Annotated in this window: 9 protein-coding genes; 2 read left to right on the top strand and 7 right to left on the bottom strand. The window is 58.6% G+C overall.

Annotated elements, in window-relative coordinates; all coding sequences use genetic code 11:
* Nucleotides 1–76: 76 nt before the first annotated feature.
* The 4 genes from ACFFT4_RS21295 to ACFFT4_RS21310 all read right to left on the bottom strand — a co-directional run bounded on the left by ACFFT4_RS21295 (nucleotide 77) and on the right by ACFFT4_RS21310 (nucleotide 4,289).
* Nucleotides 77–1,096 carry a glycoside hydrolase family 130 protein gene (locus tag ACFFT4_RS21295; protein ID WP_378050870.1) on the bottom strand — a complete coding sequence of 340 codons (1,020 nt, stop codon included), beginning with the start codon at nucleotides 1,094–1,096 and terminating at the stop codon, nucleotides 77–79.
* Nucleotides 1,097–1,107: 11 nt separating this feature from the next.
* The gene (locus ACFFT4_RS21300) at nucleotides 1,108–1,947 is read right to left on the bottom strand and encodes a carbohydrate ABC transporter permease (protein WP_378050828.1); all 840 of its coding nucleotides are present in this window, start codon (nucleotides 1,945–1,947) and stop codon (nucleotides 1,108–1,110) included.
* Complete coding sequence (locus tag ACFFT4_RS21305; protein ID WP_378050829.1) at nucleotides 1,944–2,831, bottom strand: carbohydrate ABC transporter permease; 888 nt, start codon at nucleotides 2,829–2,831, stop codon at nucleotides 1,944–1,946. Before ACFFT4_RS21305 ends, ACFFT4_RS21300 begins: the two co-directional genes overlap by 4 nt.
* Before the next feature lie 81 nt (nucleotides 2,832–2,912).
* Entirely contained in the window at nucleotides 2,913–4,289 is a 1,377-nt protein-coding gene (locus ACFFT4_RS21310; protein WP_378050830.1) for an extracellular solute-binding protein, read from the bottom strand.
* Nucleotides 4,290–4,531: 242 nt separating this feature from the next.
* On the opposite strand from ACFFT4_RS21310, the gene ACFFT4_RS21315 reads away from it, so the two are divergent.
* Entirely contained in the window at nucleotides 4,532–6,304 is a 1,773-nt protein-coding gene (locus ACFFT4_RS21315) for a sensor histidine kinase (protein WP_378050831.1), read from the top strand.
* Nucleotides 6,279–7,883 (top strand): response regulator, encoded by a 1,605-nt coding sequence (locus ACFFT4_RS21320; RefSeq protein ID WP_378050832.1) that lies wholly within the window; start codon nucleotides 6,279–6,281, stop codon nucleotides 7,881–7,883. Before ACFFT4_RS21315 ends, ACFFT4_RS21320 begins: the two co-directional genes overlap by 26 nt.
* Nucleotides 7,884–8,017: 134 nt before the next feature.
* Here the strand turns inward: ACFFT4_RS21320 and ACFFT4_RS21325 are convergent, their stop codons facing one another.
* The 3 genes from ACFFT4_RS21325 to ACFFT4_RS21335 all read right to left on the bottom strand — a co-directional run bounded on the left by ACFFT4_RS21325 (nucleotide 8,018) and on the right by ACFFT4_RS21335 (nucleotide 15,517).
* Entirely contained in the window at nucleotides 8,018–8,206 is a 189-nt protein-coding gene (locus tag ACFFT4_RS21325; protein WP_378050833.1) for a hypothetical protein, read from the bottom strand.
* Nucleotides 8,196–9,341: a DUF4062 domain-containing protein gene (locus ACFFT4_RS21330; RefSeq protein ID WP_378050834.1), complete on the bottom strand. Its 1,146-nt coding sequence runs from the start codon at nucleotides 9,339–9,341 to the stop codon at nucleotides 8,196–8,198. The genes ACFFT4_RS21325 and ACFFT4_RS21330 overlap by 11 nt, the downstream gene beginning before the upstream one ends.
* 233 nt (nucleotides 9,342–9,574) lie before the next feature.
* A complete protein-coding gene (locus ACFFT4_RS21335) occupies nucleotides 9,575–15,517 on the bottom strand; it encodes a discoidin domain-containing protein (protein WP_378050835.1) in 5,943 nt (1,980 codons plus the stop codon).
* Between the last annotated feature and the right edge of the window lie 90 nt (nucleotides 15,518–15,607).

Here is a 15,607-nt window from a genome sequence, read left to right on the forward strand (position 1 = left end):
GTTAAACAAGCAAACGCCGCCTGTCTCCTGGTCGGAGCGGGCGGCGCGCTTATTTCGGGTACGGTTTCCTTCCCTGCTACGATTCAGGGTCGAACACATAGTCCACAAGCTCCTTGAGCGGCACGGTCGCAAGACCGATGCTCGTATCGCAGCATCCGTAATAAACATACAGCAGGTCGTCGACGACGAGGTTGGCCGTCGGGAACACGACGTTTGGGAGCACGAGGCCGAACTTCTCGTAATACGTTTCCGGCTCCATGATCGGCAGCCGCGTTCGGGCGATGACCTTGCGCGGATTCTCGAGGTCGAGCATCAGCGCGCCGACCCGGTAGATCGACTGCTTGTCGACGCCGTGGTAGAGCACGAGCCAGCCGCGCTCCGTCTTCACCGGCGTCGCCGCGGCGCCGATCTTCGTGCCTTCCCATTCGGGATTTTCCGCGACGGCGACAAGCTCGGGCTCGGACCACGCGAGCAAATCGTCGGAATAGCCGATCCATATGCCCGGCGTGTCCGTGCCGTACTTCTCGCCGACGTATGGCATCGGACGGCGCAAAATCGCGTAACGGCCGCCGATTTTCTCCGGAAACAGCGCGTTGTCCCGGTCGTCGATGTCCGCGGGCGTCGTGTAAGCCAACTGCTCGAAGCGGATGCCGTCCTCGGATACCGCGATGCCCGAGCGCGTAATCATCGGCTCGACGCCGTTGTCCGCCCATTGCGGATAGTTTTCCGGGTAATACGCCGGCAGCCCGGTTCCCGTCGGCCAGCAGTCGAACGCGTAAGGCTGCAGCGCGTAGCACATGTAATACAGGCCGTCGATCCGGACGACGCGCGCATCCTCGACGCTCCCGTCGGGAAAGCCGAGCCTGTCCGCGGTAAACACCGGCTGCTCCGAGACCGGCTTGAACCGCACGCCGTCGTCGCTCTCGAGCAGGCCGATGCTCGTCCGGAACGGCCGAAGGGAGCCCGCCGCCCGCTCGTACATATAAAATTTGCCGTCGCCGGTCTGGACGACGCCGGGATTAAACGCGGCGGCTTTTCGCCAGCCTGCGCCCCCGGGCGCGACTATCGGATTGTTTTCGTGTCTCGTTAATCGGATCATGCGTTTGCTCACCCTTTGACGGCTCCGGCCGTCATGCCTTTCATGATGTTTTTGTAGAACGCGAGATAGACCGCCAGCACCGGCACGATCGACAGCACCATCGCCGCCATCAGCGTCGTGTAGTCGGACGTGTACTGTCCGTAGAAATTCGTCAGGCCGACCGGAATCGTCTTGAACGCTTCGTTCGTTACGAGCACGAGCGCGAACGGGAACTCGTTCCACGTATCGAGGAAGGCGAGGATGACGACCGTCGCGATCGCCGGCTTGCAGAGCGGCAGAATAATTCGCGTCATCGTATAGAACTTGGACGCCCCGTCGATATGCGCCGCTTCGTCCAGCTCCGCGGGCACCGTCCGGATGAAGCTTTCGAGCAGGAAGATCGGCAGCGGCAGCCGGATGGCGATATAGGGAAGAATCAGCGTGTAAAATTTGTCGTATAAGCCGAACTGCTTGAACTGCAGAAACAGCGGAACGAGCAGCCCGTACACCGGTATGAGCATGCCCGCAATCAGGAACGAGTAGATCGCATTCCGGAACCGGAACCGGAAGCGCGCCAGCGCGTATGCCGCGCAGAACGCCAGCAGCACGACGACCGTCACCGTAACGGCGGCGTTCAGCGCGCTGCTGACGAAATACTGCGACATCTCTCCTTCCACGAACGCCTTGTAGTAGTTGCGGAACGCCCACTGCTGCGGCAGCTTGACCGCGTCCAGCATAAATTCGTCCTTCGTCTTGAGCGACGAATAGACGATCCAGACGATCGGGAAAATGCAGGCGACCGAGAAGACGACCATGGCGACATTAAATGCGAACGACCCCGACAAGCCAAGCCATCGCCGAATACTCACGAGTTCCTCACCTCCGCCAATCGCTTGAACAGCAGCACGATGCCGAAGCTGAGCACGAACATGCCGATCGTGACCGCGCTTCCGTAGCCGAGCTGCATGCTGGAGAACGACGTTTTGTACGCGTATTGGGCCAGCACCATCGAGCTTGTGCCCGGTCCGCCGCCGGTCATCACGTAGATGTGGCTAAAGACGAGCATGTTCGAAGAAATGCTGAGCATCATGACGACCTTGATCGTGTCGTAGATGAGCGGGAACGTAATATAGCGCGCTTTCTTGAAGCCCGTACAGCCTTCCAGCTCGCACATTTCGTAAATATCCTTCGGAATGCTCTGCACCGCCGCCAAAAAAATCATGAGCGGGATGCCGAGATACTGCCAGATGAGCGGCAGCGTAACGGAATAAAGCACGATTTTCGGATCGTCCAGCCACGGCCGGATCAGCGATTCGAGGCCGATGCCCCGCAGCAGAGCGTTCAGCACGCCGTAATCGTTGCTGTAGATCATTTGCCATACGAACCCGACGACGACCGCGGATAGAACGACCGGGAAGAAAATAACGGTCCGGTGAAATTCCTTCAGACGCATCGTCTTCGACATGAACAGCGCCGTCAGCGCCAAGGCGAGTCCGATCTGAACGACAAGCGTGAGCGCCAGAAGGATGACGTTGTTTTTGAAGGACTGCCAGAAGTAGCCGTCGCCGACGAGCAGCTCATAATTGTGAAAACCGACGAAACGCTTGACCGGCCCGCCCGTCCAGTCGGTCAGACTGTAGTAGAACGACAGAAACAGCGGGACGATCATGACAAACGTATAGATGGCGAGGCTCGGACCGAGCAAGCCGGCGAGTCCGAGCCGCGAGATGCCGAATGACGCTTTTCGATTCATTGCTTATTGCTCCTTTAACGCCGTTCGGGGGCGCCGCCGCCCCCGAACGCCATGATGCTCGATGCAAAGCCAAAGCCGCCGTCAGATGCCCTTGTCGTATTCCGCTTGAATTTTCTGGGCGAGCGCTTCCGGCGTCACGCCTTCGAGCAGCAGGTCCTGCAGGCCGGCGTTCATGACGCTTACGGTCGCCGGGCTCAGGTAGGAGTCGTAGATCGGCGTGAACTGCAGCCCGGACGACAGCTCCGCGTATTTCACGGCAAGCTGGCTGACGCTGCTCTTGTCGTAATCCCCGACCTTGAAGGCGACCGGCTCGCCTTTCTCCGCCAGGCTCTTGGCGAAGTCCGCGCCGCTGATCGCTTTCAGCACTTCGGAGATCGCCTCCTTCTTGCTCTCGTAGCCTTTCAGCCCGACCGCGTAGCCGGAGCCGGAGCCGCCGGATGTCGCGAGCGGATTGCCTTTGCCGCCGTCGACGGACGGGAGCACGGCCACTTCGGTGTTGTCGACGATATTTTGCGGCGCCGCGTTAACCGCGCCGATCGCCCAGCTGCCTTCGAGGAACATCGCGGCTTTGCCGTTGAAGTACAGCGTTTTCTGCTGGTCGTTATTGATGCTGTTCATATCGGAGTTGAAGGCGCCCTGCTTCGCGAGGCTTTGGAACGCCGCGAGGCTGTTCACGAATTCGGTGTCCGTGAACTTCGCTCCGGAATTTTCAATAATGCCGTAGAACCAATCCGAGCCCGTGTAGCGGTCGCCGAGCGCGCTGAGGATACAGGAGTTCGCCACCCACTGCTCCTTGTTGCCGAGGGCGATCGGCGTGACGCCTTTCGCTTTGAGCGCCGCGATGGCGGCCTCCAGCTCGGCCCACGTTTGAGGGAACGAAGCGATGCCCGCGTCCGCGAGAATTTCCTTGTTGTAGTAAACGACCGAGGTCGCCAGCATCGAGAACGGAATGCCGTACGTCTTGCCGCCGCTGCTCAGATCGTTGAACGACGAAGGCAGGAAGCCGTCTTTCCAGGCCGCGTCTTCGTCAAGGATACCGTCGAGCGAGGCGACCGTTTCGTTTTTGGCGAACATGGCGAGCTCGGAGCCTTTGCTGACGAAGAGGTCGGGCAGATCGTTCGACGCGGCGAGCGTTTTCAGCTTCGTGTAATAAGCGTTCTGATCGCCGATCGACTCCTCCTGGACGATAATGTTCGGATTTTCCGCCTGCAGCTTCTCCAATTGGGCCCGCACGGAAGTCGCGATGTTCTCCGTGCTGTCCTTCGGCCACATGTTCATGAACGTTACCGTTACCGGCTTTTGCTCGGCAGGCGATGCCGCCGGCGTACCGGACGCGCCGCTCGCGGCCGGAGAAGGCGAGCTTTCGTTCGTATTGCCGCCCCCGCATCCCGCGATAGCGGCCATACCGACTGCCAAGGCGACAGTCAGACCTGCTGCTTGTAGACGTTTTGTTTTCATGACGTCCTCCTGATCGTGTCTTTTTTTGTCGTGCTTTCCGATTTGCGTCTTCATTATACGAAGGCTCCGGACGGTTTCACAGGTTGCTTTTTTATGATAATGTCCGCGATTTATTCGACTTTGTCCGAAACGGAGTTATCGCGCGATTTTCATTTTACAGGGCGATTCGAGGCTGTGTATAGTAGAGGAAAACGCGGCATTCGCGCGCGCGGGACGACAGACGTCGACATCGGGAGGGCGTTATGCTGAAGCCGAAATTTTTCAGTCTGCAGTACAAAATCATGATTTTCTCGCTCGTTATCGTCCTTATTCCGCTTACGATCGTCGGCGGCTTCTCCTACAAGAAATCGACGGACGTCATCGAGGAGAAGGTGAGCCTCTCCAATTTCAATACGGTGCAGCAAATTGCCGACAACATCAATTTCGTGTTCAGCGACATGAAAAACTCGATGCTCTACTTGTGGCAGAACGAAGCGTTCATGAACCATTTTACGATTCCGGAGGCCGAGATCAAGCGTTCTCCCAACCTGCGGCTGTCCGCGCAAAACGCGGTCAACACGTTCGTCGTCTTCCGACCGGGCATTTTCTCCATCTACGTCCAGGGCATGAACGGGCTTGTCTTCGATTCCGCCAGCAGCACGAACACGATTGCGCCGGAGCAGGAGCAGAAGCTGCTGGCCCTGCGGGGGGAAGGCCAGTGGATCGCCGATGTCGTTCAGGAATACAACCGCAACGATGTCCGCGTCTTCGCCTATGTCAAGGTGCTGAAGAACATCGACGACCTGTCCGAGGATCTGGCCATTCTCAAAATCAACGTCGCGGAGGAGCAAATTTCCGACATTTACAAGGGCAAGCTGCTCAGCGGCAGCGGGGACTTCTTCATCGTCGACGAGAACAAAACGATCATTTCCGCGCTCGACAAGGCGAAAATCGGCACGAAGCTAGCGGCGGCCTACGACGATCCGCGCCTGTACGAGCGGACCTCGGGCTATTTTCAGGCCGAGCTGGACGGGGCTCCGTATATTGAAACGCATTACGACTTGGCGCGGCCCGGGTGGAAGCTGATCAACCTGGTGCCGATGAACGAGCTGTTCAGCGACACGAAGATGATCGGCAACGTGACGTTGTACGTCATGCTCGGCTGCTTCGTATTTTGCCTGATGATGATCGTGCTGTTTTCCCATAACGTGCTGGGCCCGCTTAATCGCATTCGCAAATCGATGCGGGCGGTGGAGAAGGAAAATTTCGACGTCAACATTCCGATCAAGGGCAACGACGAGATCGCCCTGATCAGCGCGAGCTTTAACCGGATGTCCCAACGGCTGGACGAGCTGATCAACGAGGTGTACGCCGGCCAGATCAAGCGGAAGGAAGCGGAGCTCAAGGCGCTGCAGGCGCAGATTAATCCGCATTTCCTGTACAACACGCTGGACACGATCTACTGGATGTGCCGGATGGAGAAGGCGAACGAAAGCTCCGACCTGATCCAGGCGCTGTCCAAGCTGTTCCGGCTCAGCCTGAACAGCGGCAACGAGCTGACGAGCGTGGAACGGGAGCTTGAGCATCTGAAATCTTACATGACCATTCAGAAAAAAAGGTACGAGGACAGCGTCGAATTCGACATCCAAACGAGCGGCGAGCTGGAATCGTGCAAAGTCGTCAAGCTGGTGCTGCAGCCGCTGGTCGAGAACGCGATCGTCCACGGCATCGAGCCGAAGGGCTCCGGCGGGACGATCCGGATTCGAATTGGCCGGGAAGACGGACAACTGGTGTACCGGATAACGGACGACGGAGTCGGCGCCGACGAGACGGAGCTGCTGTCGCTGCTGCAGAAGGTGCGGCAGGGCAACCGGGGCTTCGGCCTCAAAAACGTTCACGACCGAATCCAGCTGTTCTTCGGAGCGGAATACGGACTTTCATTTCGGACGGAGGCCGGAGGCGGCCTGACGGTCACCGTTCGGCAACCTTATCTGCAAGGAGGCGAACCTCATGATGAAATTGCTGCTGGCGGATGACGAGCCGACGATCCGCAAGGGCATTCGAACCTCGATCGATTGGGAGCGGTACGGGATGGAGATCGTCGGGGAGGCGGCCAACGGGAGCGACGCTCTCGCGCTCGCCCTTCGGACGAAGCCGCACATCGTCCTGACCGACATCCGCATGCCGATTATGGATGGACTCGAGCTGGCGCGGCGGCTGAAGACGGAGCTTCCCGACACGAGAATCGTCGTCCTGAGCGGATACGAGGATTTCTCTTACGCGAAGGAGGCGCTGCGGATCGGCGTTCAGGAATATTTGCTGAAGCCGGTCGGCGCGGACGAGCTCGTCGCCTTGCTGCGGCGGCTGCGCGAGGAGATCGAGCAGGTCGAAGCCGTCAAGCGCGATCAACAGTCGCGCGAGCACGTCTTTAACGAGAATCGTCCCCAAATCCAGTCCGATTTTTTGAATCGCCTGCTGCGGGGCGGCGACGCGGATCGCGAGGAAGTATACGGCCGGGCCGAACCGCTGCAGGTCAAATTGACGGGAAGCCGCTTCGCCGTCGTAGCGATCGACATCGACGACTTCGCGCTCATGACGGAGCCGCTGACGGCGGCCGAACGCGACCTGATCCGGTATTCCGTCATGAACGTCGCCGAAGAAATCATCGCGACGCGTCTCTCGGGATTCGTCGGCTACAGCGAGTTCGACCATCTTGTCGGATTCGTATGCGGGGATCGACTGTCCTCCGCTGCGATCGAGAGCATCTGCAGGGAAATCCAGCAGGGTGTCAGGCAGTATTTGAAGCTGTCCGTTTCCGTCGGAATCGGGAAGCCGCGCGAGCAGTTCCGGGATTTAAGCGGCGCGTACGCCGAGGCGTTCGCCGCGCTCAAGAACAAAATTTACGAGGGCAGAGGCAGCCTGATCCACTACCGCGAGCCGAAGCAGGCGGATGGGGCGCGAACGGTGCTGTATCCGTCCGACGAAGAGAAGGTGATCACCAACTGTCTAAAAACGCTCGACGCCCGCGGGCTGGAGCACGCCCTCGATCAGATTTTCGAACGGTTTCTCGCCCTGCAGGTGGAAGCGGACAAAATCCGGACGATATGCGGGAGATTGCTTCTCGTCGCGTCCGGGGGCGTCGAGGAGATGGGCATCGACACGGCGGACGCGCTCCGTCCCGACTTCAATCCGTATCGGGAGCTGGAAAGGTTCGACACGCTCGGAAAGCTGAAGGAAGGGATGGGCGGCTTGCTGCTGCGGTTGATGAAGCTCGTCGAGGACAACAAAAATGCGAAGTTCAAGGGCATGATCCTGACCGCCATCCGTTACATGGAGGAGCATTACCGCGAGGAGATCAGCCAGGCCGACGTGGCGGCCGTCGTGTACGTGACGCCGAATTATTTGAGCCGGGTGTTCAAGGAGGAGACGGGCGTCAACTTCATCGAATGGCTGAACCGCTACCGGATCGAGAAGGCGAAGCAGCTGCTGTCCGAGCCCGGGGCGAAGACGTCCGTCGTCGCCGAGAAGGTCGGCTTCAGCGACTACAAATATTTCTCGCACATCTTCAAGCGTTACGCCGGCTGCGCTCCGAAGGAGTATCGGGAGAGTCGCTAGGGAAGAAGCGGCGGTGCGAGAGAGGCAGCCAATGCCGACATGACAGATTGGATTCTGCCGGTTTCCTCATGATTAATTTTAAACAAAAAAGCTATCCTCTGCTTACAGGATAGCTTTTTCACTACACGGTATGTTTATCTTTTGAACGCTTCATCGAGACGTTCTTTAATGAATTGACTGTTTTTCCTTCGGGTCGCTCGTTGTTCAAATATAACTTGCGCCGCGCTTTTGGTTGAAGATGCAAACAAGAGCGCGTCTTTTGGCTGAGTACCAACCGCTTCTCTAACGACTCCATTCAAGGATACGTAAACCTTAGTCGCCATGCTGCATCCCTCCTAAAAGCATTCGCGCAAAATCAAAAGCCAATGCATTTTTATTTATTATAACACGTATAACGTTATCTTTGAAAGCCATGAACTTGTTCGTATTCCATTCTTGCCCACATGGCAAATGAAATGTCATTACATGTTTTGGGAGACGCAGACAATAATAAAAGGTAAAGTTCGATTCTTTAAAGAATACCTGATCATCGGGGTTGTTATACGTGAGCGCAACAAAGGAATCCTTGTTGTCCAGCAAATAATAATCATCCCCGGTGGCAGACCCTGTCTTTCCCATCGTCACCATGCGATCCTCTTGAAGTTTGTACAAGGTGACAGCGGAGCAATCGCTGAAAGAGCCAACCGCCTCCTTAACAAAGCCGTAGTCGTGTTCCACGATGTCGCCTTTGATCGAACGTCGGAATGATTCCAAAAAAGCTGTAAGCCTGCGAAATTCAGTGAAATTTACATTTGCCAGAGTATTTGTCAGCAAATCATAGAATTGATCGTATTGTTCCAATTGGCGTTCATTCGTTTCAATTGCATCTTTGAACGGCATTAATTGGATACCTCTCCGCAATAAATCGCTGAAGTATATTTTCCAGTCGGGAGCAACAGCAAGGTCTAGGCTTTCGAAAAAGATCCCCCTTGCAGCAATGTCATGAACGAAAAACCATACATAGGGATCAATGTGAGAGGATAGTTCCGCTGTACGAAGTGCCGCAACTATTTCTGAGGCGTTTGGAATTGAAGAATTTTCTGCTTTATAAGCCTCTACGTACTCATCTATTATGTTCTTGGCTTTGGAAAAATAGGTTTTCTTCACATCGCTGTCCACAAAAACAAGTATCGTCTTACGTTGGTTACAGGCTTCGATGAGTTCCATATGAGTTACAGTCCGCTGCGAGTGTTCGTAAAAAGTTCCGGCATTGTTGGAAATGAAAAGCAAGAATGCATCAGATTGACGAACGCATTCCATACATTTTGCGACAGGATTAGTGTGAGAATCCCAAGCTCCGAAGTTTTTTTCAAACAACATCGGTTCATGACCAAGTTCGCGGAGTAAATCCCACAGATGTTCTCGTAGAGGCTTAAGCCGGTCCTGAGCGACTGAGCTTATAAAAATCTTGGTCTTCACGAACATGGCAATCCTCACATCCTATCAGAATGCATTGTGGATTTATTATAGCATACTTCTAAAATATGACATCTATCGAGTGGTGCGATCCGTTTCCGATTTTAGTTGGCGGTTAAAAGGCAGAGAAGAAGATTTCCATCGCGGAAGCGTGGCGTTCTTCTTCTCTGCCTGTAGGATAGAACGAATGAGTTAAATCCCGGAAAGCCTGTTGCCGCTATTTACACAGCCGCCGATCAGCTGACCGGGGTGCCGTATACCTTCATCTCGTAGATCGAGTAGCCCCACTGGCCGGATTTCTGGACGCCTTGCATCCGGACGAACCGCGTCCGGGCGTTCAGGTTGACGACGTCGGTGCCGCCGTCGCCGTTGGTCTCCGTGAAGACGTCCGTCCACGTCTGGCCGTTCGCGGACGTCTGCAGCTTATACCCTATCGCATAGGAAGCCTCCCAATCGATCTCCACGCGGCGGACATCGTACGGTTGTCCCAGATCGACCTGCAGCCAGTTGTCGGCCGCTTCGTGCGCGGCCCAGCGCGTGCTCGGGTCTCCGTCGAACGCCCTGTCCGCCGTCTGCTGGGCGTTCGACGCCGTCGAGGAAGCATATGTTTTGCCCAAGGCGATATTCGGCTCCTGCCCTCCGTACACCTCCATCTCATACAGCGAGTAGCCCCACTGGCCGGACTTCTGCACGCCCTGCATGCGGACGTAACGGCCGAGCGCGTTCACCGCGATCCGCTCCGTTCCGCCGTTCGAATTGTTCTGCGTATAGATGTCCGACCAGCTCGAGCCGTCGACGGAAGCTTGCAGCCGATAGGCTTTGGCGTAGGAAGCCTCCCATTGCAGGACCACTTCGCTCAGCGCGTACACGCCGCCGAGGTCGACCTGCAGCCAGTTGTCGGCTCCCTCGTGCGCGGCCCAGCGCGTGCTCGGATCTCCGTCGAACGCTTTGGCCGCCGTCTGCTGCGCGTTCGATTCGGTAAGCGCGCTCGCCGGCTTGCCCAGAGCGAGGTTGAGCCGCGCCGCGTCCTTGAACGTCAGCTCGATCGTCGCCGGCACGTTCGCCCGCAGCGGCACGATGCGCGCGATGTCGCCGAGCGGGGAAGCGCCGATCGCGACGTCGGGGCTGGAGATGCTCTCGATGCCGGCGCGTTGGATAAGCGTCAAATCCTGGTTGACGGCCGACGTCAGCTTGACCCGCACCGAGCGGTTGGCCGTATTCCAGCTCAGCTCGTCGATCTTGAAGCGGCTTCTGCCGAGCATGCCGGAGATCGAACCGCTCGTCAGCGACTTCGGCAGCGCGGGCAGCAGCTCCAGCGTTCCGCTGTCGGTTCTGGCCAGCATTTCCATCAGAACGGCGGGAACGGAGTTGACGACGTCCGTCGCGAATACGCCGTGATTGTTGTAATGCGATGTCGCCATGTTCGTATAGTAGTAGTCGTCCTTGGCGAAGCGCAGAAGCTTGGCGTTGACGGAGTCGGCGTCGTTCAGGTTGGCGGCCGCCAGCGCGCCGTGCAGCAAGCCGTGGCCGGCGTTCTCGTAGCTGCCCTCGTCCTTCTTCCGCAGCGAGACGCGGGCCGCGTCGTACAGCGCCCTGTTCTTCTCCGCCGTCACCTCGCGATACGGCCAGATCGGCATCATCGCGCTCGAATGGCGGTGCTGGTACTGGCTGCGATTCATCAGATCCGGCCATGCCCACTCGGCGAACGCGCCGTCGTTATTGATCAAGTACGGAGGCAGGTTCGCGAGCTTCTCCTGCCAGACCGGAATTTTGTCCGCGTCCCTGCCGAGCGTCCGGCTCGTCTCGATCAGCGTCTCGAGCGCGAATCTCGCTCCGGCAATGTCGTACACCGAATTGACCGTGAGCGGAACGCCGCCCGCAGGTCGGTTCTCCGGCGAGATCGATCCCGCGAAAATATATTTGCCGTTGCTGTCCTTGCGGACGAGGAAGTCCTCGTAGAAGTCGCCCATGTCGCGAATGAGCGGGTAATATTCGTTCGCCAGGAAGGCGGTGTCGCCGGTAATCCGGTAATACTCCCAGAACGGATACAGCAGCCACGACTCGCCGCCGGTTACGTACTGATACGGATAATCGAAATTGATATTGGAAATGAGTCCTTCGCCGTTCGGCGTATTGCCGCCTGTAAGCATGCCTCTCGTGCCGAGCAGCTTCCGCGCGTTCGTGCGGAAATCTTCCTGCCATTGACGATTGATGTGAAAATAACCCGCCATCGCTTCCGGCATGTTGCCGATGTTGCCGCTCGAGATTTGCAAATTCAGGTTGGCGTCGAGATGGTAGTAGCCGTCCCAGCCGACGTTGCTGTCGCCCGTCCAGTTGCCGAGGAGATCCGGCGGAGCCGTGGCGCTGCTGGAGCCAAGCAGATGGTAGCGGCCGGAGTAGAACATTCTTTCGAGCAGCGCCGGGATCGGCGTCGACGAAGTCTTCTGCATCGCCAGCAGCTCTTCGTTCGTCCTGGCGCGATCCGCGGCGCTGGCGCCGAGATCGAGCGAGACGCGTTCCATAATCGCGCGGTGAGCGGACGTGTGACGGCTCAGCAGCGCCGCATAGTCGGCGTTCATTGCGGCCAGCCTCGCCTGCAGCAGCCCTTGGTTCCACTGCTGCTCCGCGGGCGTGCCGCCTTCGAACGTGCCGTCGTACCGCTGCGTGAGCGTAAGCAGCAGCACGTACGTCGCGTTCGTAACCGACACCGCGCCGCCGCTCATCGTCTTCGCGCCGTCCGTCACGATGCGCGTGACGCCCTCGTAGCCCGCGTTATACGTGCCGTTGGCATACTTGGCCCGCAGGTTAAGGTAATCGACGTTCGAGTTGTTGACGTACGTCACGCCTTTGTTCAGCAAATTCATCCCCGGATCGATGCCCAGCTCGAGCCGGACGTCCAGCTTCTGTCCGTTCGGCGCGGGCAAATACTGCACCGTCACTCCGTCCGGGCGGGAGACGAAGGACGTCCGCTTCCAGGCGCCCTTGTTATCGTTCCATTCGACGGACACGGTTCCGTTGGCGTAATCCGTCGAACGGGCGTAGCCGGAGATCGCCCCGCTGCCGGCCATTGTCATCGTCATTTTGAACCCGGGATGCTTGCTGCCTTCGCCCCCGCCCTGGTACCCCTGCACGTTGGCGGCCAGTTGGTTCGCCTGCTGGTATTGCCCGGCGATCAGCAGGTTGCGGATCTGGTCGATATTCGCCTGACTGACCGTATTGAACGTGCGATGCGGGCGGGACTCCGACCGGGCCATGAAGAAATCCCGGTCGTTGAACACGACCGTCTCCTGGAGAGGATTGCCGAAGACGATAATGCCCTGCTTGCCGTCGCCGGCCAGCAAGCCGTCCTCCCAGTCGGCGTACGCCGCAGGATACGTCGAAGACCGCGCCGTCGTCAGCGGATTGCCGGGAATATCCGGAACGGACCCGGGACCCGGATCTGCACCCGGACCCGGACCACCGCTGGAGCCGCCGCTTGTTTTCGGCCTGCCGTATACTTCGAATTCATAGAGCGACAGCCCCCATTGCGTCGCCGCCTCGATGCCCTGCATGCGGACGTATCGGCCTTCGGCCGGCTGCGCGAGCGGGATCTCGTCGGTATGGTTGCCCGGCGCGACGGCCTCGTGCGTATGGACGTTTGTCCATGAATTGCCGTCGTTCGACACTTGAATGCCGTATTTGCTCGCATAGGCGGCTTCCCACATCAGCACGACTTTGTCGATGACGTGCGTCTGCCCCAGATCGACCTGCAGCCAGTTCGTATGGCCGCCGTGGGAGCCCCAGCGCGTGCCGGGATTGCCGTCGAACGCGCGGAACGCGGAGCGGTCGTTGGCCGGCTGGCTGTTCGTCTCGCCGCTGCCGTCGTTCGATTGCGTGGACGCCGTGTAGGCGGATGGCGGTCTGTTCAGAGCCACGTTCGTAGACGTGACCGGTTGAATCGGCGTTCCGTAGATTTCGAATTCATACAGCGAGTATCCGTAAGGCGTCTGCGGCGCGACGCCCTGCATGCGGACGAACCGCGCGTTTTGCCGGACCGGAATCGTCTCGTTGCCTCCCGCGCCGGTCGTCGTGGCATAGACGTCCGACCAGCTCGCGCCGTCGTCGGAAATTTGGAGCTTGTAGGACCGGGCATACGCCGCCTCCCACGACAGAACGACTCTGTGCACGTCGTACACGTCGCCGAGATCGACGCGAATCCAGGCGTTGTTGTCGTTGCTGTGGTCGGACGACCAGCGCGACGAGCCGTTGCCGTCGATCGCCTTGTCGGCGGTGTACGAGCCGTCTTGATATGAAGCGGTCGCGACAACGCCGGGCTTCAGCGACAGGTTGACCAGCGCGTTCTCGTTCGGAGTCGGCGGCATCGGAACCGTCTGCCCTTGCGGCGGCCACAGCGTGAACGAGTTGCTGCCGCCGTGCGCGTTCGCGAACGGACCGGCCATGACGCCCGTCGCCGGAATCGGCTGGCCGAAGAAATCGGCGTTGACGTCCGCAGCGATGCTCTCGTTCGCGTTCGGGATGATGCCGACGCGCTGCTTCGTCACCCGGGTCAGGCCGCCGATCCCGGACGTATTCAAGTCGAAGCTGACGTTCAGTCCTTCCCGCGTGGCGGAATAGGCGAAATTGGAGATCGCCCCCGTGGCGTTGCCTTCCTTGATATGCGTCTTGTTCGGCGCGTTGTTCGGAAGCGTCGAGCCTTGGACCAGGTTGTTGTACCAATGGAACTTCTGGACCGCCGTCGACAGCGTCGTCTCGTTCATCGTTCCCGGAGCGAAATAGTACGCGTCCCGGCCGCCGCCGTCGACGTTGATATTGCCATTGTCGACGAACAGGTTGTTGGCGAACACGACTCCGGTCGCGTCCAGCATGCGAATATCGCTGTTGCCTATGAACACGTTGTTGTCGACGAGGATCGGGCCGTGCACCGCTTCCGCGTAAAAGCCCCACGGCGCGTTCATGACGATATTGCCCGTCACGCGCACGTTCTGGTTGCCCCAATCCGTCCAGATGCCGGCGGAGTTGCCGCCTTTGGAATTGCGGATGTAGTTGCCTTTAATGAGCCCTTCGTTCATGTAATGCACCTTGATCGGCGCCGTCTCCGCGCCGCTGAACTCCCCGCGGTAGTTCGTGTCCTCGATCCGGTTGTACAGAATATCCGAGTTCCACGAGAACACGCCCGCAATGCCGGACTGTCCGCTCTTGGCGATATAGTTGTTGCGCACGATATGCGAGCCGTACAGCGCCGTGCTGCGGAAGTTTGTCCGCGTCGTCCCCGGCCGGTTGCCCGCCCATTCGTCGTTCGTCAAGCCGATGTCGATGCCGATCGTGCGTGCGTTGATGACGGTATTGTTCTGGATAATCCACTTCAAGCCGCCGAACACGCTGATTGCGCCTGCCTGCCGCCTCGACGGCGAGCCGGGGAAGTCCGAATACGTGTTGGCCGCGTGCTTCATCGTGAAGCCGTCGACGGTAATGTAGCCCAAGCCCCACACGTCCGGGGCGAAAATTTGCTTGCGGACGTTGATTTCCGCCAGCGCGGCGTTCGGATCGGCCCCGTCGAAATTCGCGTAAATGGTCGTGCTGCCGCCGGACGTTTCCGCATACCACGTGTTCGGAGCCGACTGCACGTTGCTCAGCGAGCCTTTCTGACTGTACGCGACTTCGTCCAGGTAGACGTCGCCGGCCGTGTATACCGGGAAGAAATCTCCGCCGCCGCCCTGCGGATGACGGGTCGTATACGGGTTGTAATCGCCGAAGAAGCTGCCCGGCAGCGTCACGCGCCATACGTCGCCGTTATGGCGCGTCCAGCTGTCGATTTCCTCGGAGCCTTTGATCACGACTTCACCGTCGCCCGCGTTGGTATAGACGATTCTATGAGCTTCGTCCGTGCCGCCCCTGGCCGGCTTGACCGTCTCGCGGTACAAGCCCGCGTGCACGACGACGGCGTCCCCGGGCATTGCGGCTTGCGCCGCCCGGTTGATCGTCAAATAAGGCTGGGCCGCCGTGCCCGGGTTGGCGTCGCTGCCGTTTTTGGCGACGTGGATAACCTTTCCGTTCACAACCGGCGGCACGTCGGCCGATGCCGGAGACGGCATCGCTTCGAACAGACCGGTACACAGCAGCGCCGATAACAGCAGCTTCGCGGTGCGGTCGGTTCCTTTTTTCCATAATGGCCGTTTCATGATTGTTCTCCTTTCGTTGTCAGCTTCATACTCGTGAACGTTCATGTTTCCGTAAGTAATCGCATGCGCCTTCGTTCGCTCAGTCGAATT

The organism is Cohnella cellulosilytica, assembly GCF_042431195.1.
Classification (GTDB): Bacteria; Bacillota; Bacilli; order Paenibacillales; family Paenibacillaceae; genus Cohnella; species Cohnella cellulosilytica.